This is a genomic window from Providencia sp. UF-224, assembly GCF_058245955.1.
In genome coordinates this window covers 1-25534 of record NZ_JBSICC010000019.1, presented here as the reverse complement: position 1 = coordinate 25534, position 25534 = coordinate 1, and the positions used below count along the sequence as shown (strand labels likewise).

The following is a 25534-nucleotide window of genomic DNA, read 5'->3' as shown; positions in this document are numbered from 1 at the left end:
GCAAAAAGGTAATGTTGAAAAACATTACCTTTTTTGTTGGGCCATTGAACATCAATTCACACGTTAAAAATAACTCACCATGATGCCAATAAACAAAATCAAGCCAACGAAGTTATTATTCATGAAAGCCTTAAAGCAAGGGGCACGTTCGCGATTCACCATCAACTGTTGCTGATAAACAAATAACCCCGCAACCAGCGCCAGCGAAAGATAATAAATTATTCCTAAACCTGCCAATAAACCCACGGCCACCAGCAAGCCAACCATCAGCAATTGCAGTAATCCAATAATCAGTTTGTCATACTGGCCAAATAAAATCGCCGTTGATTTCACGCCAATTTTTAAGTCATCGTCTCGGTCAACCATCGCATACTGAGTATCGTAAATGACAGACCAAATGATATTCACGATGAATAAAACCCAACATACCAACGGTAGCGATTCACCGACTGCCGAGAAGGACATCGGTATCGACCAACCAAACGCCGCACCCAGTACAACCTGAGGTAAGTGGCTGACCCTTTTAACAAAAGGATAAATCCACGCTAAGGCAAGCCCCGCAATGGATAACCAAATCGTCATTGAATTCAGTGTTAATACTAACAAGAAAGACACACCGACTAGACTAGCAAATAAAATTTTTGCTTCTTTTTCAGTGACATCACCACTGGGTAATGGGCGATGCTTAGTTCGCTCTACATGACCATCAAAATGGCGATCAGCAAAATCATTGATCACGCAACCCGCGGCACGCATAAAGAATACCCCCGCAGTAAACACGATCAAAATATGTAAATTTGGCGTGCTTTGAGCGGCTATCCATAGTGCCCAATACGTCGGCCACAGTAACAACAGTGAACCAATGGGTCTATCAATACGCATTAAACGGCTGTATGCATGCCATTTACTCAGCGTCATACTTCCCTCCACTTTGTCGTGCTCCTTTTCTCATTCCATCATACTTCAAAATAGGTAGGTGTTCACACTACTCAGTATGGTAAATCGCGGATTTTTGTATGTTTGTATCGCGTTTTGCCAAAATCTACAGTTTGAAATAACTTGGACAGTTAACGATATGCAGGTGATTCAGGTAAAAATATTTCGGTTAACAACAATGGCTTATCAGACAACCTTAATCGAGAGCGGCGAACCCAACGTTCTGCGCAACAACCAATATGGATATAGTCACGCGTTAGATTATCTCGACTAAATAAATAGCGTCCCAAGGGAATGCGACCAATATCCACCAATTGTTGGTCATCATCAGTCAATGTTTCTTCAGGAATGACCGTCCGGCCTAGCAACCATGGAATACCATCCCCGTACATAACCACTTCGCGTACCCAATAACGGTGACTTACTGGTAAATTTTGTACTTCTTCCGCACTTAGCAATGCTTGCGACACATAGCGTTCTAAATACGGTATGACGGTAACTTGCTGGCTGTGTTGTTCAAAACGTTTTGTCATGGAGCCAAGTTCGAGTAACCAATCGAGTGTGTTAGCGGGAACTCTTTCATCATCCTGCGCAATCCATTCGATTGGCTGCGAGGTAAATAGCGTTTCATCCATTACGTAAATTCCACCATGAATAACATGGTTATGATTTCTATATTTCTTGCCAAATAGGATATCACGTTGTTTTGCTACAAGGTTAAAGTTAGCTAACAATTTATATAAAAAGTCACAAATTCAACACAAATTGTAAAAAAACAGTGAAAAATTTTCCAATTAATAACAAGTTGTGAACAATAATAAAATTCATTAACATATTAACAATTAGGCTTATATCAAACCAATTTTATGATTTTAATGAAAAGAAAACGGGAAGTTGCTTACACGACTTCCCGCTTAATTTTCGACGTTATTTCAATGGATAATTAACGCCAGGCTTTATAGCTGTTAATCAAACCATTGGTTGAGCTGTCATGGCTGCTGACTTTTTCACTGTTTTCTAATTCAGGCAGGATGCGGCTCGCTAACTGTTTGCCTAATTCTACGCCCCACTGGTCAAACGTGAAGATGTTCAAAATCGCCCCTTGGGTAAAGATTTTGTGCTCATACATCGCGATTAATGCACCTAATGAATATGGCGTGATTTCTTTGAGTAAAATCGAGTTAGTTGGGCGGTTACCTTCAAACACTTTATACGGCGCAACATATTCCATATCCGCCACGGATTTACCTTGTGCTGCAAATTCAGCGTCCACTACTTCACGCGTTTTCCCAAATGCTAACGCTTCTGTTTGCGCAAAAAAGTTCGAAAGCAGTTTCTCGTGGTGATCACCCAGCGGGTTATGTGTGACGGCTGGCGCAATAAAGTCACAAGGGATCATTTTTGTCCCTTGGTGGATTAATTGATAAAACGCATGTTGCCCGTTTGTCCCAGGCTCACCCCAAATAATTGGGCCTGTTTGGTAAGAAACGGCTTTTCCATCACGACCAATGTACTTACCGTTAGATTCCATATTGCCTTGTTGGAAGTATGCCGCAAAGCGGTGCATGTATTGATCGTATGGCAGAATCGCTTCAGTTTCCGATTCAAAAAAATTGTTGTACCAAATGCCAATCAACCCTAACAATACTGGGATGTTTTTCTCCAGTGGGGTTTGGGTGAAATGCTTATCCATTGCATGGGCGCCGTTCAATAATTGAACGAAATTATCAAAGCCAACAGATAAAATGATGGATAAACCAATCGCTGACCATAATGAATAGCGACCACCAACCCAATCCCAGAACTCAAACATATTGTTGGTATCAATACCAAACTTAGCGACTTCTTCACCATTGGTGGACAACGCCACAAAGTGCTTAGCCACTTGGCTTTCATCTTTTGCGGATGCTAAGAACCAATCACGGGCTGAATGTGCGTTGGTCATGGTCTCTTGCGTGGTGAAGGTTTTGGACGCAATCAGGAACAATGTGGTTTCTGGATTCAGTTTTTTCAACGTTTCTGCAATTTGAGTGCCATCCACGTTAGAAACAAAATGCATATTCAGGTGGTTTTTATAAGGGCGTAATGCTTCAGTCACCATGAATGGGCCAAGGTCAGAACCGCCAATCCCGATATTCACCACATCAGTAATCGCCTTACCCGTAAAGCCTTTCCACTCACCGCTGATAATGCGTTGGCTAAACTGTTTCATTTTTTCTAGCACCGCATTGACGTCTGGCATGACATCTTTGCCATCCACATAAACAGGCGTATTATCGCGATTACGTAATGCCGTGTGCAGCACCGCACGGTCTTCCGTACGGTTAATTTTCTCACCGTTGAACATACTACTAATGGCATTTTCTAGCTCAGTTTCTTTTGCCAGTGCCAATAAATTGTCTAAGGTTTCTTGCGTTATTCTGTTTTTGGAGAAATCCACTAAGATTTGACCATCGAACGTTGCCGAAAATTTAGTAAAGCGGTCTTTATCTTGCTCGAACAAATCACGCATATGCACATCTTTCATTTGCGCAAAATGTTGCTCTAGCGCGCGCCATGCAGCCGTTTGGCTTGGATTAATACTTCTCATGGATAACACTCTCCAAACAATTTTTAATAGAAATAGATTGTAACCCGTCAAGGAAACAGGACTTATCGGTTTTCTGCGTTATATTGATATTCCCCAATTCTGCCGCACTTTTCCAGACTTAATTATCCCTTTTATTGAAATACGCACTTTCAATGCCATTTAATTGAAAAATGGCGACGGGTGCAGATAGACCGATAAATCGATAAAAGTCGTTGATTCGGCTATCTGAACGCAGTCAACACCCATGCAGCTCGATGGATGACGAGTATATTGAGTATATTGAGAAAACCGATAATAAATCCCCCATCATTAGAATTACTGATTTGCTTCGATTCTTGATTGACGCGCTTCTATTTACCCGATAAATCTATATAAAGTTTAGGTTTAACCAAAGGGATTGACACCATGAATATCGTAGCGTCTTCGTCAGACAACAATCAGTTTGTTATTGCAAAATTTGGTGGCACCAGTGTCGCGAACTTTGAGGCAATGAACAACAGTGCAAACATTGTTCTTTCCAACCCCAACGTGCGCGTTGTGGTTCTTTCCGCCTCCGCAGGCATTACTAACTTACTGATTGAATTGGCTGAGGGTTGTGACGCTGATAAACGCAATGAGCTGCTACAAAAGGTTAAAGATATTCAATATGCGATTATTGATAACCTACAGACCGCTGACGTTATTCGTGAAGAGATCAATCGCTTACTGGATAATATTGCCCATTTAGCGGATTCCGCCTCTCTCGCCACCTCTGATGCATTGACTGATGAAATGGTCAGTCATGGGGAATTAATGTCGACACTGCTTTTTGTCGAAGTTTTACGCCAGCGCAGTGCCAACTCACAATGGTTTGATGTGCGTAAAGTGATGAGAACCAATGACAGCTTTGGCCGTGCAGAGCCTGATCTCGATCAGTTAAAAGCCCTTGCCGAGCAACATTTACACCCTCGCTTAGCTGAGTCAGTCGTGATTACACAAGGCTTTATTGGCCGCGATGAAAAAGGCCGTACAACCACACTGGGCCGCGGTGGCAGTGACTATACGGCAGCGCTATTAGCTGAGGTACTGAATTTATCCCGAGTGGATATTTGGACAGATGTTCCTGGTATCTACAGCACTGACCCGCGCGTTGTGCCAAACGCACAGCGTATCGATGAAATCGCCTTTGATGAAGCGGCGGAAATGGCAACTTTTGGGGCTAAAATTCTGCACCCAGCCACCTTGCTTCCCGCGGTACGTGCCGGTATTCCCGTGTTTGTAGGCTCGAGTAAAGACCCAGAAGCCGGTGGAACCATTGTTAGTGACAAAACCACTAACCCACCGCAATTCAGAGCATTAGCATTGCGTCGCAAACAAACGTTATTAACGCTACACAGCCTGAAAATGCTGCATGCACGTGGTTTCTTGGCTGAAATTTTTACCATTTTATTACGCCACAATATTTCTGTAGACTTAATTACCACCTCAGAAGTCAGTGTTGCGCTCACACTTGATACGACAGGATCGACAGGCACCAATGGTAGCTTATTAACCAACGCATTGATGACTGAGCTGTCTGCGTTATGCCGCGTCGAAGTTGAAGAGAACTTAGCGTTAGTGGCAATTATCGGTAACGAGTTATCGCAAGTGAATGGCCTTGGAAAACAAATTTTCGGGGCATTAGAGTCTTTCAATATTCGCATGATCAGCTACGGTGCTAGCAGTCACAATATCTGCCTACTGGTTCCGGGTAATGATGCGGAAGATATCGTTCGGACATTACACAGTAATTTGTTCGAATAATTCACACCTCCCATTCCCAAAAATAAAAGGCGATCTTCATGATCGCCTTTTCATTGAGCATTTAACGCTTTTTCGCATTTTCCATCGACTGACTGATGTTATCGGTATAACGCAGCATCGAGGCTTTAACCTCTTTATTATTCTGCAAAAGTGCCAAATTACGTTTTGCCGTTTCATTCCCGAGTTCTGCGGCTCGCTCAAACCACATCACGGAGCGGAAAATATTTTTCTCCCCACCTTCACCGCGAGCGTACATCACCGCTAAGTTATTTTGTGCATCACTATTTTTCTTAAACGCGACTTTTTCTAGAAGCTGGCGTGCTTTTTGTGAATTCTGTGCAACGCCAGTCCCTGTTAAATAGAAAATCGCTAATTGGTTTTTCGCGTCAAGGCTATCATCTTCCGCCAGCTGCAACCAATTGACGATATCCTTGATATCCACATCATTTAATTCACCAGCAACATACATCTTCGCCAATTTAATTTGCGCATCATTAGCCTCATCCTTGGCTAATGCTTTATAGAGTTCGATGGCTTTAGCTGGATTTTTCGCAATACCGCCTAACCCTTTTTCATAAAATTCAGCCACTTTCATACCCGCATCCAGCGACTCATTTTGCGCAGCACGCTCGTACCAAACAAATGCCTCCGCTAAATCTTTCCCTACACCATCGCCTGACTCATAGGCATTTGCGATAGCCAGTTGCGCATCGACATTATTTTGCTGCGCTGCTCGTTTATACCAGTACATTGCTTGGTAGCCATTTTTTTCGATAAGTAGATGGCCTTGATGGTAAAAATCACCCATATTATTTTGCGCAATCGCAGAGCCCATATTGGCCGCTTGGCGATATAAATAAATAGCGGTTTCGTCATCTTTTTCAACACCTTCGCCATTTTCATACATCACAGCAAGGTTGTTGACTGCGGCGGCAATATTGTTGACAGCACTTCGCTCATACCATTCACGAGCTTTTTCATAATCCACGTTCCCACCAAGGCCGTCATGGTAAAAAAGCCCCATGGCAAATTGTGCATTGGCATGTTCTTGCTCTGCGGCTTCGGAATACCACACTTTGGCTTTCTTAAAGTTTTGTGTGACGCCGAGTCCGTGTTCATAAAAATAGCCCAACGCATATTGGCAATACGCATCACCTTTTTCTGCACCACGGCGATACCAACGCTCCGCTTGTTTATATTCCTCTTGGTTTTGTAACAACATACCGAGGTAATAATCCCCATCAGTATTATCTAAATCAGAGACCTTTTTAAACCAACGATAAGCCTCTTTATCATTAACCTGTAAAAAACCGGTCCCTTCCATATAGGCCAGCCCGACATCCACCATCGCATCAACATCCCCTTCCTTGGCTGATTTTAATTTTGCTTTAAAATCATCTGGAAGCACGACATCGTTAGTCTGCCCCGTCGTTTCAGCTGGCTTATTTTTGGTGGAAGGCGCTTCAGAAGTGGCTTGAGCCACAGATGCTGCACTCAAACAGACTGCTAGAAATAAATACCGTAATTTCATCACCATTACCCATTCATTGGCGTTATATCATTAACATAACATTCCGATAGGAAATCCATAAGGGATACAAGCTGAAAAAACGCGATTAGAAAGGAATTTCGGCGAAAAATTTAGGTGATGTTCATGTCTTGCTGAACGACCATCACCTAAATCCGAGATTAAACAATTAAAGGCTTAATTAACGCGGTAACCACCATGTTTGCTGGCGAATAAGTTGAACTTACCCCATTCAATCAGTAAATGTTCCAGCTTTTGATGGCTAATTTTGCACAATTCTGAAATTTGCGATACCACAAAGTGGTTTTCACTCACCAACTCGGGAGCAAAAACCTCTGCTATCCACTCACACTCTTTGGTCGTGACCAACCAACCATCATTAGTGGAAAACTTATGGACAGGGATCATGCCTTCTTTGCTACTTTCTTGCGATAGTAGTTTGTTTTCATCTACTTGCGCTTGATGAAATGCAGCAATTTCTTCTTGCGAAGGTACTGGCTCGACGGCTAGACGCTCTTCTAGAAACAAATAAATTTCTTCTGCACGGGCGGGTGTTAACTCGCTTTTTAACCAGATTTGGTTAAAACAGTGCTCATCAAGGGACTCATCGGTATCGAGTTTATCCATGATTTGTAAAATACTCATCATGGCACTGACCGCATCTTCGCTCATAAGAAAAGTGTCAGGCGCCGCACTGTTTTGGATCTGATAAGGAAATGCCACCGATTGCGGCAGTTCATTTTCAATAATAAATTCATAGCTCATCATTGGACCCCTTTAATGTCTTTACCCATAAGATGGTGCCGAACGCCTGAAAAATCAATACGCTGTTTCATCAATCTTCGGGGTCATACCCTAAATTAGGCGCTAACCAACGTTCCAGTTCCGTCACCGACATCCCTTTACGCTGCGAATAGTCCTCTATTTGGTCTTTTTGCAGCTGTGCCACAGCAAAATATTTACTGTCTGGGTGACTAAAATACCATCCCGATACCGCGGCTCCTGGCCACATCGCATAGGAGCTTGTCAGCTTCATCCCCACTTGGTTTTCAACGTCTAGCAACTGCCAAATTTTTTCTTTTTCGGTGTGCTCAGGGCAAGCTGGATACCCCGGTGCAGGGCGGATACCTTGGTAATTTTCGCGGATCAGCTCTTCATTACTCAAGTTTTCATCTGCTGCATAACCCCAATACTGGGTGCGCACTTGCTGGTGCAAATATTCTGCAAAGGCTTCTGCTAGCCTATCCGCCAGCGCTTTGACCATGATTTTATTATAGTCATCATGCTGTTTTTCGTACTCGTCCGCCAGCGCATCCTCTTCGAGGCCACCAGTCACAGCAAACGCCCCAATATAATCGGCTTTACCACTATCTTTTGGCGCCACAAAATCCGATAAACAATAGTTCGGAAAATCCGTCTTTAAGGTTTGCTGGCGTAGGTTCAAACTCAGCACTTTCACATGCTTACGCGTTTCATCAGTATAGACTTCAACGTCATCACCAACACGATTAGCTGGGAATAAGCCAAAAATACCTTTTGGTGTCAGTAAGCGCTCATCCTCGAGCTTATCTAACATCTCATTAGCATCATTCAATAACTTACGTGCTTCAGTGCCCACGACTTCATCGTCTAAAATACGCGGATATTTACCCGCTAAAGACCATGTCATGAAAAATGGCGTCCAATCGATATACTCACGTAATGTTGTTATCGAGGCGCTAACTTCTTGAACACCGAGAAATTTTGGCACAGGTGGCGGATAAGCTTGCCAATCAATATTCACCGCATTTGCGCGTGCAATATCCAGTGCAACTGGGGGTGTTTTCGGCCGTCTTCTACCATGTTGCAAACGTACTGTGTCATATTCACGACGTGTACGCGCCACGAAATCCGCCTTTTGTGTTTCAGATAACAGTGCAGCGACGACGCCTACAGTGCGTGATGCGTTCTGTACATAGGTCGTTGGCCCACTGTAATTCGGCTCAATTTTCACTGCTGTGTGTGCTTTCGAAGTTGTCGCACCACCAATCAATAATGGCAGCGTAAAACCTTGTCTTTCCATCTCTTTTGCTACGTGCACCATTTCATCAAGGGATGGCGTTATCAAACCAGACAGACCGATAATATCGACATTTTGCTCACGCGCCGTTTTTAAAATGGTTTCGCATGGCACCATCACACCTAAGTCAATGATTTCATAGTTATTACACTGTAAAACAACACCAACAATGTTTTTACCGATGTCGTGAACATCCCCTTTAACTGTCGCTAACAGCACTTTACCTGAGCTGCTACCTGATTGTTTAAGCTCTTGAATATACGGTTCTAAATAAGCGACCGCTTGTTTCATCACACGAGCCGATTTCACCACCTGTGGTAAGAACATTTTTCCTTCACCAAACAAGTCTCCGACCACGTTCATGCCGTTCATTAATGGCCCTTCAATCACTTCAATTGGGCTCGATGCACGTTGGCGTGTTTCTTCGGTATCTGGAATAATAAATTCGGTAATGCCTTTCACTAGGGCATATTCTAAGCGTTTTTCCACCTCCCAACTGCGCCATTCCGCCTGTTGAACTTGTTGCTCAACTGAACCTGAACCGCGATATTTTTCAGCCAGTTCCAACAAACGTTCGGTGCTATCATCACGGCGGTTTAAAATTACATCTTCGACGGCATCTTTTAGCTGTGCAGGCAGGTCGTCATAAATGGCTAATTGCCCCGCGTTGACGATCCCCATATCCATACCATTACGGATCGCGTAATACAGGAACACGGCGTGGATCGCCTCACGAACAGGATCATTTCCTCTAAACGAAAAAGAAACGTTGGAAACACCACCAGAGATCATCGCATGAGGGAGTTGATCTTTAATATCCTTACAGACCTCAATAAAATCAACGGCATAATTATTGTGTTCTTCAATTCCTGTCGCAACAGCAAAAATATTGGGGTCAAAAATAATGTCTTCGGGAGGGAAGCCAACCTCTTCTGTCAAAATTTGGTAAGCACGGCGGCAAATTTCAATTTTCCGTTCGCGAGTATCAGCCTGACCGACCTCATCAAATGCCATGACAACAACAGCAGCGCCGTATTTGCGCAATAATTTGGCGTGTTCAACAAAGGCCTCAACCCCTTCTTTCATTGAAATGGAGTTCACAATACCTTTGCCTTGTATGCACTTAAGGCCTGCTTCGATAACCTCCCACTTTGAGGAGTCGATCATGATTGGTACACGGGCAATATCAGGCTCCCCCGCGATCAGATTAAGAAAACGTACCATGGCCGAATGGGAGTCCAACATGCCTTCGTCCATGTTAATATCAATGACTTGTGCACCACTTTCGACTTGCTGGCGAGCAACATCTAAAGCTTCTTGGTAGTTCTCTTCTTTAATCAATCGCTTGAATTTGGCCGAACCTGTAACGTTTGTTCTTTCCCCTACGTTCACAAACAACGATTTCGCCCCAATATTCAGTGGCTCTAAACCTGAAAGACGGCATTCGACTGGCAAATTAGGTCGTTGGCGCGGCGCTATCCCTTCAACAGCCTCTGCCATTTTGCGAATATGCAGCGGCGTTGTCCCACAACACCCACCGACAATATTCAAGAAACCCGCTTTTGCCCATTCTTGGATTTGCTGCGCCATATTTTGCGCATCGAGGTCATACTCACCAAAAGCATTTGGCAGCCCTGCATTAGGGTGAGCACTCACATAACATTCGGCAATGCGTGATAGCTCTGCAATGTATTGGCGTAATTCATCAGGCCCCAATGCACAATTCAGTCCAAATGATATTGGTTGTGCATGGCGCAATGAGTTATAAAAAGCTTCCGTTGTTTGCCCAGACAACGTTCTACCAGAAGCGTCCGTTATCGTACCTGAGATCATAACAGGCAATGAAACGTTGAGCGCTTCAAGTTCCGTTTCTACTGCAAAAATGGCGGCTTTAGCATTCAACGTATCGAAAATGGTTTCGATCATGATCAGATCAACCCCGCCTTTCACGAGTGATCGCGTGGATTCTCGATAAGCGTCAACCAGTTGATCAAACGTGATATTACGAAATGCAGGATCGTTCACATCAGGGGAAATCGATGCGGTACGATTGGTCGGCCCTAGCACCCCAGCAACATAACGCGGTTTTTCTGGGGTTTTACGTGTCCATTCATCGGCACATTCACGGGCAATACGTGCAGCGACTTCATTAATTTCTGCGGAAAGCGCTTCCATTTTATAATCCGCCATCGCAATAGAGGTGGAGTTAAATGTGTTGGTTTCAACAATATCTGCGCCCGCTTCAAAATATTGACTATGTATTTCTCGAATAATTTCAGGCTGTGTGAGGACTAAGAGGTCATTGTTGCCTTTCAGGTCACTAGGCCAATCCGCAAAACGTTCACCACGAAACTGCTCTTCTGTGAGTTTGTGCTGCTGGATCATTGTCCCCATCGCACCATCTAATACCAATATACGTTTTTTTAATTCTTGTTCTAATTGATTCACTTTTTCGGACACTGCACTGCCCTCCTGATCGGAAACACTGAGAAATAAGTCAAATTTTTACACTTAACATCCTACCATAACTTTTGTGTTTGAAATTCACTGTTATGATGAGAGTTTCTCAGGTTATTTAACGATCACTTTCTCACTGATCCGATGAGTATTTTCAGCTCAGTTAGTTCATAATAGAATCAAATTTCATTACAGTCAGGAGAGGCTTAATGGCAACGGCACCAATTACAAAAAAACTTAAAAAAGCAAAAGGGCCAGCAAGTGGTGCAACCGCAGCAGGACAAGTCCAATCATTAAGCCGTGGGCTCACACTGTTGGAATATATTTCTGAATCCACTGGCGGCATCGCTTTAACAGACCTCGCATTGCAAGCGGGTTTACCTAACTCAACAACACACCGGCTATTAATGACCTTAGAACAACATGGCTTTGTACGCCAAACGGGTGATTTAGGCTTGTGGGTTATTGCTTCCAATGCCTTTATTATTGGCAGTAGTTTCTTAGAAAGTCGTAATTTATTAGCATTGGTTCACCCAATATTACGTCGTTTAATGGATGAGTCTGGTGAAACCGTCAATTTAGCAATTCTTGACCACACTGAGTACGATGCCGTTATTGTCGACCAAGTACAATGTAATGCATTAATGCGTATGTCCGCACCAATTGGAGGCAAACTCCCTTTACATGCTTCTGGCGCAGGTAAAGCGTTTATCGCTAATTTACCTGAAGACAAACTCATCCCACTTTTAAGCCGTAAAGGGTTACATGCTTATACCCCTTTTACCTTAACCAATCCTTCTGCATTAAAAGAAAATTTACAACAAGCCAAGAAGCAAGGGTTTTCTTATGATGATGAAGAGCATGCCTTGGGTTTAAGGTGTATTGGTGCCTGTATTTATGATGAACACAAAGAGGCTTTTGCCGCGATATCTATCTCTGGGCCATTATCTCGTATCACTGATGACCGAATTACAGAGTTAGGGGCGATGGTCATTAAAGCAGCGAAAGAAATTAGCCGAGAGTATGGCGCAAACCAGTAAGTTCGCTTCTAAAAGCACAAAATGCGGGGAAACCCGCACTTTTGATTAGTAATACAATAAAAAACAAAGGGAATTTAAAAATTAATCCCCTTGCTGGTTAGCCGGGGCATGTTCTAACTGCTTTGTTCGCTCAAAGACTTTAAATTTTGACATATCGCGATACTTTTCAATCAATGAAAGGGCAATAGCTTCTGTTTCTGCATCTGCTAAGCCCTCAATATCCCGCGGCCTGAAGTGTAATTGAAATGCACGTAAGGTTTTTTTCGTTTGTACATCCAACTGACCTGATAGCGGGATACCCGAATACCCATAAAACTTCAGTGCTTTTTGAATACGCAGTATATTTGCAGGTTCATTCACATTACGTCCTGCAAGATACTTATTGACGGTTTTAGGATCTGGCCAAGCACCAATACCTTGTTGTGAAAGGCGTTGCCATGGAAATGCCTTGCCGGGGTCTTGCTTACGTAGCGGGGCAATATCACTGTGACCGATAATATTTTCGGGAGGAATGTTATACCGCTGCATAATATCTTTTAGTAGCGGAATTAAAGCGGTGATTTGCGATTCATTAAACTCAGGCCAGCCTTTAGCCCCTTTTTTCTCGCCTTGGAAACCCGCATTCACAATTTCAATTCCTATTGAGGAATCATTCAGGCTAGTATGGTAAAGCCAACGGCTATCACCCGCATGCCAAGCCTTTAATTCCTCAGGAACAAGTTGTAATACAATCGGTTTTCTATCTTTATAATCTGGGTGGCTGGGAATTAAGTAATGGGAGCTGACCTTACCTTTCGTCAATATTTTAATAGAATGATCATCATCAGACACAGTATAGTGCAAAATAACATACTGAATGCGTTCACTGCTATTTTGGGAAGGGTAACGCTTATCGACGTAATAACCATTATTTGACGTAGGGGCAGTACACCCAACAAGTAAGAAAATGAGAAATATCCCTATATGTTTCAACATCAAAACTTAGCCTTATCCTACCTGTAGTGTGTTGCATATTTAAACACAAGGTTATCGATAACACTATAGAAACCGTGCTGCTTTTCTACAGTAGAACTGAACAAAAAAATTGTAGGTAATATAAATTAGCATAGGTTCATTTTTTAAAGCTTACCTATTCCTTCCTATCCTTTACAGAAAAAATAAGTAAGCTTAGTTTTCATACTATAACGCGTTTTTTAGTTCAAAAATGAAACAAAAAAGCTTTTCATCAACTACCGTAGCTCTTTTACAAATAGGCGCTTATTGACACCCACTTAGATAATTAAATAAAAACACAAAAATTTATTAAGAAAATATTAATCGTTTTCATTTGAAAAAATATTAATTCAATTAATTATAGTTGTGCAAAATAGACTTAAATATTTTTCACTCTTAAGAATTTATCATCATAACGATACTTATAATAGTAAGTATAATCCATTATTTTTATTCGGCAGCGCAATAAATGAAAAATTAGTTCCCTGTAGGTTGAATCACTTTTTAGTACAGCAGATTAATCATGAAAATTTATTAAAACCTCATAAAAAGTTTTTAACTCGGTATCAACTCCTTTTTTTCATATTCAACCTGCTTAATGATCAATTTAGTAATTTCATTAATATCAATATCTAAAAAAATGACAATTTCAATTAATTTATCTAAACTTAATTTGTTAATCCCTAACTCATAACGAGACACTTGTTGCTGGCTTAACTGAATAATTGAACCTAGCTCATTCCCAGATAACCCCTTGCTCACTCTAGCTTTTCGTAAATGATTTCCTAATAATGCATAAATATTTTTCTTGTTAACGATATGCATAACCATCTCCTAAATAAGAAAATAAAATTTAGCTAGTATTAATCATTATAAAATTAATTAGATACATTTAAAATAGTTATGAACAATCAAAACATTATAAATCGATAGGCAAACGCATTTTTTATATACAAAAAAAAGAGACCTTGGTATTATTTATAAAGCAATCCATTGCTTTATAAAAGTTTTTTTAAATCCAATAAAATTAAATTACATTGTGATATTTTATTGATCAAATCGATAATTTAATATCCTTTTACACTTTAAATGTTACTAGTAATAATTAGAAACTAATAAAAATAAGATTCTAATTTATATTATTTTTTATTTTTGTTTTTAAAAACAAAGCTAAATACGCTACAAATAACCTAATCTAAGTCAGATTATCCTTTATTTAGGCTAAATATTCAGAGTAAAAAATCAAATTATTTTTAATTTAGTCCGTTATCAAAATTTGTTCTAAAAACAACGATGCCTAATTTCCCATTCAAGTAACTGCGCAACTCACTATCACTAACCTTTAAGTTTCCTTTTAGTGATGATGCATTCCTAAATAAAACGGTGTCATTCTGACGGATCACAATGCCAACATGGGATACATCTAGCCCACTGTGCTTAGAATAAACCCCAATATAATCACCCGTTTTTAGATTTAAGATCAGCTTATCATCGATATAACTCACTGGTATATAGCTGATTAATCTATCTTTTATTGGCAAACCAGAAATAAATAAACTCGTATCATTTTTGAAGTTTAGTTTTTTATTTACAGATACAGCATGGGGGCTGATTTGTGTTGTAATATCCAACACAAGTGGATTAGGGCTTTGAGCCCAATCAGAAAAAAAATGTCGCCTGTTTGTAAACTGAATATCTTGATCTGTATAGCGAATTTTCGCTAAATTGGCGATAAATTGTTCGTAATTTTTCGAACGTTTAAAAGCCTCTGTGTATTCAATGAAAGTCATACAATCCATTGATTTTAAATTAATAATTAATGTTTCCGCCGAGAGTTGAGAATGATTTAATGTATGTTTGTTATACGGTGTTCCCAATAAAGAGCGAGTGATCACTTCTGTTTTTTCTTCTTGCTTATCAAATAAGCTCTGCTGGCTGAGTATATTCATTAAAATAGTATATGAACCAGCGGTGAGTTCTACCTTCCCATAAGTAATCGGTACAAATAACAGAATTACGCTAATAATAATCCACTTTAGCATTCCAACATGCCTGCAATTTTTATGATCCATCTTTTAAATCTATAACCCTAGAATGATATTAACTCTACAAAAAACGGCTTTATTTACCTCACTATAGCATGTCATTTGTATTTTTTCCGTACAGATGATCCCATATTGTAATTTTGATTCAGATCACAGTTAATGCTGAATCTCAATTTTGACGATTGCAAGTTAGGCAATTTCATTCAACAATGTTACCGGTAACATAAGAAGGGCATAGGAATATAAAAAAGTCAGTCCATCAAGGAATACCCTGAAACGAAGCAGAAAATATGATGTTTTTCTCTCTTCTGGAGCAATTATCATGAGCAAAAAGATCTCTGAAATGACAACACCACCTGCTATCCATAGTGGCTTAGCACAGATCACTCAACGTATTATTTTGCGATCCGCAAAAACACGCGCCGCCTATTTAAACCGAATTGAATATGCACGTAGTACCACTGTTCACCGTGCTTCCTTAGCTTGTGGTAATCTTGCTCATGGTTTTGCTGCCTGCCAAACAGAAGAAAAACAAATACTAAAAAGCATGACTCGTACTGATATTGCGATTATTAACGCCTATAACGACATGTTGTCAGCCCATCGTCCATACGATAAATACCCTGAGCAATTAAAAAAAGCTTTACTCGAAGCTGGCTCTATTGGGCAAGTTGCGGCTGGAGTTCCCGCCATGTGTGATGGTGTGACTCAAGGACAAGACGGCATGGAATTATCGATGCTCAGCCGTGATGTTATTGCAATGTCTACAGCGATTGGTTTATCTCATAATATGTTTGATGGTGCTTTATATTTAGGTATTTGCGATAAAATTGTTCCAGGATTAATGCTTGGCGCCCTATCATTTGGCCACCTTCCCGCCATTTTTGTTCCCGCAGGTCCCATGTCTACAGGGCTGCCCAATAAAGAAAAAGTACGTATTCGCCAATTATATGTGGAAGGAAAAGTAGGCCGAAACGAATTATTAGAAGCAGAATCAGCCTCATACCATGGCATTGGAACCTGTACTTTTTATGGAACAGCCAATTCGAATCAAATGGTTATGGAGGTCATGGGCTTACATTTGCCAGGCGCATCCTTTGTTCCCCCAGAAACGCCTCTGCGTGATGCTTTAACCAATGCAGCTGCACGGCAAATTACTCGACTAACTGAGCAATCAGGCCAATACTTGCCGATCGGGCAGTTGGTTGATGAAAAAGTCATCGTGAATGGAATTGTTGCCTTACTTGCGACTGGTGGTTCAACAAACCTCACCATGCACCTAGTTGCTATTGCTCGAGCTGCAGGGATTATCATCAATTGGGATGATTTTTCCGACCTATCTGCAATCGTCCCGTTAATTTGCCGTATCTACCCAAATGGGCAAGCAGATATTAACCAGTTCCAAGCCGCAGGCGGTGTCCCGTTGCTCATTTATCAGCTACTACAAAAAGGGCTGCTACACGAAAATGTAAATACGGTCGCAGGCTTTGGTCTTTCTCGTTATACCTTAGAGCCTTGGCTAAATGATGGGCAGCTAGAATGGCGAGAAGGCTCTAAAGATTCATTTAATCCTGAAGTGATTGCTCCAATAGAAAAACCATTCTCTCACCATGGTGGAACTAAGCTATTATCAGGTAACTTAGGTCGTGCAATGATGAAGACATCAGCCGTTCCTGAAAAAAACCAAATTATTGAAGCACCTGCTGTGGTTTTTGATAATCAAAATGATATTGCCGCACAATTTGAATCCGGTGAACTAAATCGTGATTGTATTATTGTTGTGCGTTTTCAAGGGCCCTCTGCTAATGGTATGCCAGAACTCCATAAACTAATGCCGCCACTTGGCGTACTGATGGATAAAGGCTATAAAGTTGCCCTCGTGACTGATGGCCGACTATCGGGGGCATCAGGTAAAGTCCCTTCAGCTATCCACGTGACCCCTGAAGCTTATAATGGTGGCCTGCTCTCAAAAGTCAAAGATGGCGATATGATCAGAGTGGACGCAATAACTGGCGAATTGCAACTCCTTGTTGATGACAAAGAACTCTCCCAACGCCAGTCCTATAAGCCAAACCTAAGTTCCGAGCACATTGGTTGTGGAAGAGAGCTTTTTGGTGCACTGAGACGTAACTTATCGGATGCTGAACAAGGCGCTTGTAGCATTGATTTCTAAACTATTTTTATTGAATGGGAATAAAATATGAAGAATTGGAAAATGACAGCTGAAACCGTTCTAAAGCAAAGTCCTGTGGTTCCAGTCATTGTTGTCAAAAAACTAGAACAAGCCGTGCCTCTAGCAAAAGCCCTCGTTGAAGGTGGTATCAAAGTGTTAGAGGTGACTTTAAGAACTGAGTGTGCAATTGATGCAATCCGTTTAATTGCCCAAGAAGTTCCAGAAGCCATTGTCGGAGCTGGTACAGTCATTAATGCAAAACAGCTTACGGAAGTTTCCCAAGCTGGCGCTCAATTTGCTATCAGCCCAGGATTGACCGACGAACTATTAGCTGCCGCAGTTCAAGGAAATATTCCTTTAATTCCAGGTATTTCGACTGTATCTGAATTGATGCTTGGTATGAATTATGGCTTGAAAGAATTCAAGTTTTTCCCCGCAGAAGCGAATGGTGGCGTGAAGGCATTAAAAGCGATTGCAGGCCCATTTTCGCAAGTGAAATTCTGCCCTACGGGTGGAATATCATTAGCTAACTATCGTGAATATCTGGCGCTAGATAGCGTACTTTGTATTGGTGGATCATGGCTAGTGCCTGAAGATGCGCTAAATTCGGGTAACTACGAAAAGATCACACAGTTAGCTCAAGAAGCAGTGCAAGGCGCAAAAGCTTAAAATCGTTAGCGGCTCGGCGATAACCGAGCCATTAACCCACTTAAGTTACCTTTATAATTTAATAAGTTAACACAACGCCACCCCATTAAATTGGTGACAGAAACGTAATTCTTCACGGTATGCATAAACATCTTCGACATAACCATCCAAAATGCGTTTTTGCAGTTTTTGCCAATAATCCGCTGAAAATAAATCCCCATGATGTTGCTGTAAATAATGTCGAATCTGTGAATTTTGGCAAATAAATGACGCAAATTCTTCAGGGAAAACATCATGCTCCCCTATGCTATACCAAGGCTCCCCAGATAATTCCTGCTCGGGGTACAGCGCCTCTGGTATATGGCGAAAATTTACCTCTGTCATATAACAAATTTCGTCATAGTCATAAAATACAACTCGCCCATGCCGCGTCACTCCGAAGTTTTTAAAAAGCATATCACCCGGAAAAATATTTGCTGCTGCTAACTGTTTAATTGCCCACCCGTATTCATTCAATGCATTATTTAGCTGCTCGCTATTTGCGTTATCCATATAGATATTCAGCGGCACCATCTTTCTTTCCATATATAAATGGCGAATTAATATCTTATCGCCCAGATCCTCAATTTGTGATGGTGCCTCGTTTAATAACGCCATCATCAATTCGTGACTCACGGCACTTTTATTTATCACAAAGTTTTCAAACTCTTGCGTATCTGCCATTCGCCCTACTCGGTCGTGTTCTTTGACAATCCGATAACACTCTTGAACTCTTTCTTTTGTCACATTTTTTTGAGGGGCAAATGTATCTTTAATGATTTTAAATACACGATCAAAAGCGGGTGCAGTGAACACTAACATCACCATGCCTTTAACCCCAGGCGCAATGGTAAATTGTTCTCTAGCAAAGTTAATATAGGCTAAATACTCCCTATAATATTCAGTTTTCCCATGTTTTTGGCACCCGATAGCCATATAAAGTTCAGCAATTGACTTACTTGGTAGTATTTCTCTTAACCAAAACACCAATGCGGCGGGAAAAGGGGCATATACCATAAAATAAGAACGTGCAAAACCAAACACGATGCTCGCCTCATCAAATGTAGTTAAACAAGTATCAATATATATTTTATGATTATCATCGTGATGAATTGGCAATAAAAAAGGGTACACTTCATCATCAATGTAAATTTTGCCTACCAACCAAGCTGCCTTATTGCGGTAAAACAGTTCATTTGCAATATGTACTCTACATTTTTGCGTATTAATATGTAAAAAGCGATATTGCAGAGTTTCTATAATGCATTGAATATCAAAATTTAAATCTCTCCAAGGCAACCTTAAAGGTAGCCCACTTAAAATAGAGAATAGTAAAGGCGCTAAATTGCCTTCCACCTGATATTCTCGCGAGAGAGGCCGCGGGGACGTCGAAAAACGCCTCATGGGCTGAGAGGTGAAGATAAATAAGTTATCTTGGGTCAGTTCTCTATGCTGAAATAATCGACAATATACAGAGTTAAAAAAACTTTCTGCAATTTCAAACCGCGGATAATCAGGCAGTAATGTTTTATAAACATGCTTAATTGACGCCAATTTATCAGGAGTTAATGATTGTACTAACCCCATAAATTGCAACTGAGCTACCACTAAGCCAACATGGTGGTCATAAAGTTGAATACGCTGCTTCATTGCTGATTGTATGGCATGCCAATCGGCTTGCTCAAACCGCTCTTGAGCTCCAGATGTTATTTCAAGGAAACGTCCATATTGTGCATCAAACCCCTGCAAGATTGTCTGGGCGATGACCTGTTCAGTTGTCAGTATCATATTTGCTCCCATTTAATAAAAAACAGGCACTTACGTGCCTGAAAGTTAACCGATACATCAAATAAACAGAGACACCGAATAAAGGAAATATTGACTAGAATTGTTCTTCTTCTGTTGACCCCGTTAAAGCGGTTACTGAAGAAGTTCCCCCTTGGATAACTGTTGTTACTTTATCAAAGTACCCCGTACCCACTTCTTGTTGATGTGAAGAGAAGGTATACCCCTTATCCATCGCAGCAAATTCACACTCCTGAACTTTTTCTACATAATGGCGCATACCCTCGCCTTGTGCATAAGAGTGAGCGAGGTCAAACATGTTAAACCACATACTGTGGATACCCGCTAATGTAATAAACTGGAAGCGATACCCCATAGCAGCAAGTTCATCTTGGAATCGAGCAATCGTGGCATCATCTAAATTCTTCTTCCAGTTAAACGACGGAGAGCAATTATAAGCCAGCAATTTGCCTGGGTATTTCGCATGGATTGCATCTGCAAACTGCCTTGCCGCTTCTAAATCAGGTTTCGATGTTTCACACCAAACAAGGTCAGCGTAGGGTGCATAGGCCAAACCACGGCTGATCGCTTGATCGATACCAGCATGGGTACGGAAAAAGCCTTCAGAGGTACGCTCTCCCGTCACAAAGTCTGCATCATAGTCATCACAATCTGAAGTCAGAAGATCAGCAGCATCCGCATCCGTACGAGCAATTAAGATAGTCGGCACACCAGACACATCCGCCGCTAATCGAGCAGCAACCAATTTTTGGATAGCTTCTTGAGTTGGCACTAAAACTTTGCCCCCCATATGTCCACATTTTTTTACCGCCGCAAGTTGATCTTCAAAGTGTACCGCAGCAGCACCTGCCTCTATCATATTTTTCATTAATTCAAAGGCGTTTAGCACGCCACCAAAACCTGCCTCCGCATCCGCAACAATGGGTAAAAAGAAATCAATGTATTCTTTATTATCTGGCCCAATCCCATTTGCCCATTGAATTTGATCAGCTCGGCGAAAGGTATTATTAATTTTCTGAACAACCGAAGGAACTGAATCAACAGGATAAAGTGATTGGTCCGGATACATGCTCGAAGCGGTATTAGCATCCGCAGCAACCTGCCAGCCTGACAAATAAATCGCTTCAATACCTGCCTTTGCTTGCTGCAAAGCTTGCCCACCCGTTAATGCGCCGAGCGCATTAACATAACCCTTTTTGGATTTTCCGTGTAGCTGATCCCAAAAACGTTCAGCGCCTTTACGTGCTAATGTATGTTCAAGGTTGACTGAACCACGTAGCTTAATGACTTCTTCCGCCGAATATGGGCGTGTAATACCTTTCCAACGTGGTTTTTTCCATTCATTTTCTAATTGGGCAATTTGCTCTAAGCGCGATGTCGTCATGATCCACTTCCTTTATAAGAATATGTAGGGTTTATCGAATGTGATGTTTGCTATTGTTAGTCTAATAATTGGTATCCAGGGATAGTCAAAAACTCAATGAGCTCATCTTGGGTTGTGATACGTCTCATTAAGTCTGCAGCCTCCCTAAAGCGTCCACTCTGAAAGCGTTTATCGCCCAGTTCTTTTTGAATAACTTGAAGCTCTTCATCTAGCATTTCTTCGAAAAGGACTTTGGTCACCTTTTCACCGTTTGATAAAGACTTACCGTGTCTTATCCATTGCCATATAGAGGTTCTTGAAATTTCAGCCGTTGCCGCATCCTCCATTAACCCATAAATAGGGACACAACCATTACCGGATATCCAAGCTTCGATATACTGCACCGCAACACGGATATTTGCTCTCATTCCAGCTTCAGTTCTTTCACCAGAGCAGGGTGTTAAAAGTTGTTCAGCTGTGATTTCAGAGTCAAAGTCGCGCGACACATCCAGTTGATTTGCCCGCTCACCAAGTGCTTTATCGAAAACCTCCATGACAACATCTGCTAAACCTGGGTGTGCGACCCATGAACCATCATGACCATTTTTTGCCTCTAGCTCTTTATCAGCCCTTACCTTGGCTAAAATCGTCCGATTTTCTTCTTCATCTTTACTTGGAATAAATGCAGACATCCCTCCCATCGCAAATGCACCACGATGATGGCATGTCTTAATTAATAAACGAGAATACGCACTTAGAAACTCTTGTGTCATGGTGACAATCTGGCGGTCAGGTAACACTCGGTCAGAGTGCTCCTTTAATGTTTTGATATAGCTAAAGATATAATCCCAACGACCACAATTTAAGCCAACAATATGGTGGCGCATGTGGTAAAGAATCTCGTCCATTTGGAATACCGCAGGCAATGTTTCAATCAAAACAGTTGCCTTAATTGTTCCGCGAGGTAATCCTACAAAATCTTCGGCTGTGCTAAATACATCGCTCCACCATTTTGCTTCCTGCCAAGACTCTAATTTTGGAATGTAGAAATAAGGGCCACTGCCTTTTTTTAACAAGGCTTGGTAGTTGTTGAAAAAATAGAGTGCAAAATCAAATAACCCACCAGGGATTGGTGTTCCACCAAATAACACGTGCTTTTCGTCAAGGTGTAAACCTCTAACACGGGCAATCAGCACAGCAGGGTCTGATTTCAGTTGATAAACTTTGCCGTTTTCATTGGTATAAGAAATATCCCCATTAATGGCATCACTTAAGTTGATTTGCCCATCAATTAACTTTTCCCAAGAAGGGGAAAGAGAATCTTCAAAATCAGCCATAAAAACTTTAACGTTAGAGTTCAAAGCATTAATAACCATCTTGCGTTCAACAGGGCCAGTAATTTCAACCCGACGATCACGTAAGTCCTCTGGGATGTTTTGTATTTTCCAATCGCTATTTTTTATGGAATTCGATTCCAAAATAAAACTCGGTAATTTGCCAGCATCAATCTTAGCCTGTCTTTCTAACCTTTCTTGCAGCAATTGATTTCTGCGAGGTAAAAAAACCTCAACTAAATGAGAAATAAATTCAATAGAATCATTATGTAATACTCTATAATCTTGATGAGGTATTTCTTTAGTAAATATTAAATCTGATGCTAATAATTGATGTTCCATTGATCAGTCCTCATTCATATCGGGTTATGAATTAAGCTTAAGATCAAAATAAAAATAAATCAAAAACGATTTCCATTTTAATAAAATAACCACTTAACACCATGATAGATATATATTTTTAATAAGCAATTTTTTAAGTTTTGATTTTCATTATCAAAATGAAATATGTTAAATAGCCGTTAAATCAAGCAATTACTAAACATTTTTTCGTTAAAGTAGTTTGTCTGAAAAACAAAAAAAGCAGCCACTGAGTAGCTGCTTTTATACTGAAAAAGATTTTTAAATCGGAATTTAATTCCAAGATAATAAGTAAAACCCCATATCTTCAATGATTATTAAAATATCAGCAAAATAAAGGTTCTTTTTTAGTCTAGTGTCGGTTCCATGTGGCTAAGATCGAAAGGTGTGATCTGGTACACATAATAATTCAACCAATTTGAAAAAAGTAGATGTCCATGACTGCGCCAACTGATCAAAGGCGGGTTAGTTGGATCATTATTTTTAAAATAATTACATGGGATCTCTGGCGAAAGTCCTGCATCAAAGTCACGCCAGTACTCTTGAGCTAGTGTATCTTTATCGTATTCAGGGTGACCTGTAACAAAGGCGAGACGTTTATCTTTAGAGCCAAATAAATAAGCTCCAGCCTCTTCAGAACTCGCTAATATTTCTAAGTCTGTATGCTCACGGATAAGGTCCTCCGGAAAATCAGCATATCGTGAATGAGGTGCATAAAATGAGGCATCAAATCCTCGAGTTAATAATGCATGTGGCTCTAACGTATCATGCTGATAAACACCCGAAAGTTTTTCCTTACGTGTCCATTTTGGTAAATCATAAAGCACTTTTAAAGCAGCCTGTACCGCCCAACAAACGAAAAGTGTTGAGGTTACATGCTCTTTAGCCCATGCAATTACTTTTTCTATTTGGCTCCAATAACAGACATCATCAAATTCAACTAAGCCCAAAGGGGCTCCAGTGACAATTAAGCCATCAAAGTTTTGCTCTTTGATATCCTCAAAATCACAATAAAAATTATTCAAATGTTCTGTTGGTGTATTTTTAGATTCTCTTTGGTCGATTCTTAAGAGTTGGATATCGACCTGTAGAGGCGTATTTGATAGAAGTCTTAAAAACTGGTTTTCAGTTTCTATTTTTTTTGGCATCAAATTCAATATCAATACTTTCAAGGGACGGATCTCCTGAAGGCTAGCTCTTGTCGTTGTCATGACAAAAACATTTTCTTCTCGTAAGAAATTCACTGCAGGTAACTCGTCTGGTAAACGAATTGGCATCGTTCATCCCCTTTTTATACTTTTATACGTTTAGACTTCTAGAATGCTAAATAATCTAACCAATGTTACGCACCTTGTCGAGTATTTCAAGAGTGATTGAAATAATTTCATGCAAAGCCGCTTGCCATGAGTCCTTTTCAAATATAACTCACATGTAATCTACTGATTTTATATATTTTTTATTTACTCATATCATTTTATAGATGCACATTTAACTTATATATTTTTGATATAAATTAGAACTAATTCAATCGCCTTTTCTCTAATTTATATCTATGGCTTATCCTAACTTAGCAACTATGTTTTATATCTCTTAACTCTATTTCCATATTGAAACGTTAAATCTACCAAATCAAAAATTATCCATTAGTCCAAGTAAGCTACCAAAATCAAATACTTCAATAGAAATAGGTAAGACAGATAGGATGAGTTGGATAACTTGTAAGTATCTATAAAGAATGATAATCAGCTTCATAACTAGGTACAGTCAACACAATACGAATAAAATTAATAAATTAGTGTCTCTATCAAGAAGCAGTGTTTGTAACTAACAGCCACTCTTACCTAATGAGGTGCTAAAAGTCGCAATAAAGAGAACTGATACGATAAGAAAAGAGATAAAACACCTGTTAATTGCCAAGCGGATTATTGATTAACAATGAAAAAAATCCCTAGATAAATAAGTTAATTGCCAAGTGAACTACTGATTGGCTTATGATTAACTAACGAGAGGCTTTATCGCTTCATCTTCAGGCCTTACCAACGCTAAAAAGACAAAGGGCGATTTTGGGTAGGAAAAGAGGCTATGATCGGAACTAACATGATGAAAATCGTAGTACTCCCGATAATTGCTTAGCCGATTATTGATTAATGATGATAAAAAGATCCCTAGATAAATAAGTTAATTGCTAAGTGGATCATTGATTAACTTATGGCATTTGAGCCGCTTCCTCTTTCAGCCATAAAAAATAGTGGGCAGGGTTAACAAAACGAAGCACACCACCGTAATTGCGCCACTTCCCGTTTCCCCCAAACGCAAAAAAGCCACCCATTGGGTGGCTTTCTCACTAATTTAATGTCTGGCAGTTCCCTACTCTCACATGG

General features: G+C 40.6%; 18 protein-coding genes. 4 read left to right on the top strand and 14 right to left on the bottom strand.

Annotated elements, in window-relative coordinates:
- Positions 1 to 63 precede the first annotated feature (63 nt).
- The 3 genes from ubiA to pgi all read right to left on the bottom strand — a co-directional run bounded on the left by ubiA (position 64) and on the right by pgi (position 3526).
- On the bottom strand, positions 64 to 918 hold the full coding sequence (gene ubiA / locus AC4IFO_RS16340) for a 4-hydroxybenzoate octaprenyltransferase (RefSeq protein WP_490735938.1): 855 nt from the start codon (positions 916 to 918) through the stop codon (positions 64 to 66).
- 149 nt (positions 919 to 1067) lie between these two features.
- Positions 1068 to 1571, bottom strand: a complete 504-nt coding sequence (gene ubiC, locus AC4IFO_RS16335; protein WP_490735936.1) for a chorismate lyase — start codon at positions 1569 to 1571, stop codon at positions 1068 to 1070.
- 308 nt (positions 1572 to 1879) lie between these two features.
- Positions 1880 to 3526, bottom strand: a complete 1647-nt coding sequence (pgi, locus tag AC4IFO_RS16330) for a glucose-6-phosphate isomerase (RefSeq protein WP_490735934.1) — start codon at positions 3524 to 3526, stop codon at positions 1880 to 1882.
- 405 nt (positions 3527 to 3931) lie between these two features.
- Here pgi and lysC point away from each other — a divergent pair, with 405 nt between their 5' ends.
- Positions 3932 to 5308, top strand: coding sequence for a lysine-sensitive aspartokinase 3 (gene lysC, locus AC4IFO_RS16325; RefSeq protein ID WP_490735932.1), 1377 nt, complete (start codon positions 3932 to 3934; stop codon positions 5306 to 5308).
- Between the two features lie 61 nt (positions 5309 to 5369).
- Here the strand turns inward: lysC and AC4IFO_RS16320 are convergent, their stop codons facing one another.
- From AC4IFO_RS16320 to metH, 3 genes are all read right to left on the bottom strand, one after another.
- Positions 5370 to 6839 carry a tetratricopeptide repeat protein gene (locus tag AC4IFO_RS16320; RefSeq protein ID WP_490735930.1) on the bottom strand — a complete coding sequence of 490 codons (1470 nt, stop codon included), beginning with the start codon at positions 6837 to 6839 and terminating at the stop codon, positions 5370 to 5372.
- A gap of 174 nt (positions 6840 to 7013) precedes the next feature.
- Positions 7014 to 7604: a hypothetical protein gene (locus AC4IFO_RS16315; RefSeq protein WP_369511339.1), complete on the bottom strand. Its 591-nt coding sequence runs from the start codon at positions 7602 to 7604 to the stop codon at positions 7014 to 7016.
- A gap of 67 nt (positions 7605 to 7671) precedes the next feature.
- Positions 7672 to 11355 carry a methionine synthase gene (metH, locus tag AC4IFO_RS16310; protein ID WP_490735928.1) on the bottom strand — a complete coding sequence of 1228 codons (3684 nt, stop codon included), beginning with the start codon at positions 11353 to 11355 and terminating at the stop codon, positions 7672 to 7674.
- Positions 11356 to 11561: 206 nt separating this feature from the next.
- On the opposite strand from metH, the gene iclR reads away from it, so the two are divergent.
- Positions 11562 to 12392: a glyoxylate bypass operon transcriptional repressor IclR gene (iclR, locus tag AC4IFO_RS16305; RefSeq protein WP_490735926.1), complete on the top strand. Its 831-nt coding sequence runs from the start codon at positions 11562 to 11564 to the stop codon at positions 12390 to 12392.
- 81 nt (positions 12393 to 12473) lie between these two features.
- On the opposite strand, the gene AC4IFO_RS16300 is transcribed toward iclR, so the two are convergent.
- The 3 genes from AC4IFO_RS16300 to AC4IFO_RS16290 all read right to left on the bottom strand — a co-directional run bounded on the left by AC4IFO_RS16300 (position 12474) and on the right by AC4IFO_RS16290 (position 15457).
- Positions 12474 to 13367, bottom strand: a complete 894-nt coding sequence (locus AC4IFO_RS16300; protein ID WP_490735924.1) for an N-acetylmuramoyl-L-alanine amidase — start codon at positions 13365 to 13367, stop codon at positions 12474 to 12476.
- A 573-nt stretch (positions 13368 to 13940) separates the two neighbouring features.
- Positions 13941 to 14210, bottom strand: coding sequence for a helix-turn-helix domain-containing protein (locus AC4IFO_RS16295; protein ID WP_490735922.1), 270 nt, complete (start codon positions 14208 to 14210; stop codon positions 13941 to 13943).
- A 428-nt stretch (positions 14211 to 14638) separates the two neighbouring features.
- Positions 14639 to 15457 (bottom strand): N-acetylmuramoyl-L-alanine amidase-like domain-containing protein, encoded by an 819-nt coding sequence (locus AC4IFO_RS16290; protein ID WP_490735920.1) that lies wholly within the window; start codon positions 15455 to 15457, stop codon positions 14639 to 14641.
- A 295-nt stretch (positions 15458 to 15752) separates the two neighbouring features.
- Here AC4IFO_RS16290 and edd point away from each other — a divergent pair, with 295 nt between their 5' ends.
- Both edd and AC4IFO_RS16280 read left to right on the top strand, forming a co-directional pair.
- On the top strand, positions 15753 to 17603 hold the full coding sequence (gene edd, locus AC4IFO_RS16285) for a phosphogluconate dehydratase (protein WP_490735918.1): 1851 nt from the start codon (positions 15753 to 15755) through the stop codon (positions 17601 to 17603).
- A 27-nt stretch (positions 17604 to 17630) separates the two neighbouring features.
- Positions 17631 to 18272, top strand: a complete 642-nt coding sequence (locus AC4IFO_RS16280) for a bifunctional 4-hydroxy-2-oxoglutarate aldolase/2-dehydro-3-deoxy-phosphogluconate aldolase (protein WP_490735916.1) — start codon at positions 17631 to 17633, stop codon at positions 18270 to 18272.
- A gap of 66 nt (positions 18273 to 18338) precedes the next feature.
- Here the strand turns inward: AC4IFO_RS16280 and aceK are convergent, their stop codons facing one another.
- From aceK to AC4IFO_RS16255, 5 genes are all read right to left on the bottom strand, one after another.
- Complete coding sequence (aceK, locus tag AC4IFO_RS16275; RefSeq protein WP_490735914.1) at positions 18339 to 20078, bottom strand: bifunctional isocitrate dehydrogenase kinase/phosphatase; 1740 nt, start codon at positions 20076 to 20078, stop codon at positions 18339 to 18341.
- 94 nt (positions 20079 to 20172) lie between these two features.
- Positions 20173 to 21480, bottom strand: coding sequence for an isocitrate lyase (gene aceA, locus AC4IFO_RS16270; protein ID WP_490735912.1), 1308 nt, complete (start codon positions 21478 to 21480; stop codon positions 20173 to 20175).
- A 56-nt stretch (positions 21481 to 21536) separates the two neighbouring features.
- A complete protein-coding gene (gene aceB, locus AC4IFO_RS16265) occupies positions 21537 to 23135 on the bottom strand; it encodes a malate synthase A (protein WP_490735910.1) in 1599 nt (532 codons plus the stop codon).
- A gap of 365 nt (positions 23136 to 23500) precedes the next feature.
- Positions 23501 to 24430, bottom strand: a complete 930-nt coding sequence (gene metA, locus AC4IFO_RS16260) for a homoserine O-succinyltransferase MetA (protein WP_490735908.1) — start codon at positions 24428 to 24430, stop codon at positions 23501 to 23503.
- Between the two features lie 929 nt (positions 24431 to 25359).
- The gene (locus AC4IFO_RS16255; protein WP_490735905.1) at positions 25360 to 25482 is read right to left on the bottom strand and encodes a hypothetical protein; all 123 of its coding nucleotides are present in this window, start codon (positions 25480 to 25482) and stop codon (positions 25360 to 25362) included.
- Positions 25483 to 25534 lie beyond the last annotated feature (52 nt).

Excerpts from the sequence above, each read along its gene's own strand:
- edd (WP_490735918.1), top strand. The coding sequence starts at position 15,753 with ATGAGCAAAAAGATCTCTGAAATGACAACACCACCTGCTATCCATAGT.
- AC4IFO_RS16290 (WP_490735920.1), bottom strand. The coding sequence starts at position 15,457 with ATGGATCATAAAAATTGCAGGCATGTTGGAATGCTAAAGTGGATTATT.
- AC4IFO_RS16300 (WP_490735924.1), bottom strand. The coding sequence starts at position 13,367 with ATGTTGAAACATATAGGGATATTTCTCATTTTCTTACTTGTTGGGTGT.
- aceB (WP_490735910.1), bottom strand. The coding sequence starts at position 23,135 with ATGGAACATCAATTATTAGCATCAGATTTAATATTTACTAAAGAAATA.
- pgi (WP_490735934.1), bottom strand. The coding sequence starts at position 3,526 with ATGAGAAGTATTAATCCAAGCCAAACGGCTGCATGGCGCGCGCTAGAG.
- aceK (WP_490735914.1), bottom strand. The coding sequence starts at position 20,078 with ATGATACTGACAACTGAACAGGTCATCGCCCAGACAATCTTGCAGGGG.
- AC4IFO_RS16295 (WP_490735922.1), bottom strand. The coding sequence starts at position 14,210 with ATGCATATCGTTAACAAGAAAAATATTTATGCATTATTAGGAAATCAT.
- AC4IFO_RS16315 (WP_369511339.1), bottom strand. The coding sequence starts at position 7,604 with ATGATGAGCTATGAATTTATTATTGAAAATGAACTGCCGCAATCGGTG.
- AC4IFO_RS16280 (WP_490735916.1), top strand. The coding sequence starts at position 17,631 with ATGAAGAATTGGAAAATGACAGCTGAAACCGTTCTAAAGCAAAGTCCT.
- iclR (WP_490735926.1), top strand. The coding sequence starts at position 11,562 with ATGGCAACGGCACCAATTACAAAAAAACTTAAAAAAGCAAAAGGGCCA.
- AC4IFO_RS16320 (WP_490735930.1), bottom strand. The coding sequence starts at position 6,839 with ATGAAATTACGGTATTTATTTCTAGCAGTCTGTTTGAGTGCAGCATCT.
- lysC (WP_490735932.1), top strand. The coding sequence starts at position 3,932 with ATGAATATCGTAGCGTCTTCGTCAGACAACAATCAGTTTGTTATTGCA.
- ubiC (WP_490735936.1), bottom strand. The coding sequence starts at position 1,571 with ATGGATGAAACGCTATTTACCTCGCAGCCAATCGAATGGATTGCGCAG.
- metA (WP_490735908.1), bottom strand. The coding sequence starts at position 24,430 with ATGCCAATTCGTTTACCAGACGAGTTACCTGCAGTGAATTTCTTACGA.
- AC4IFO_RS16255 (WP_490735905.1), bottom strand. The coding sequence starts at position 25,482 with ATGGGTGGCTTTTTTGCGTTTGGGGGAAACGGGAAGTGGCGCAATTAC.
- ubiA (WP_490735938.1), bottom strand. The coding sequence starts at position 918 with ATGACGCTGAGTAAATGGCATGCATACAGCCGTTTAATGCGTATTGAT.
- aceA (WP_490735912.1), bottom strand. The coding sequence starts at position 21,480 with ATGACGACATCGCGCTTAGAGCAAATTGCCCAATTAGAAAATGAATGG.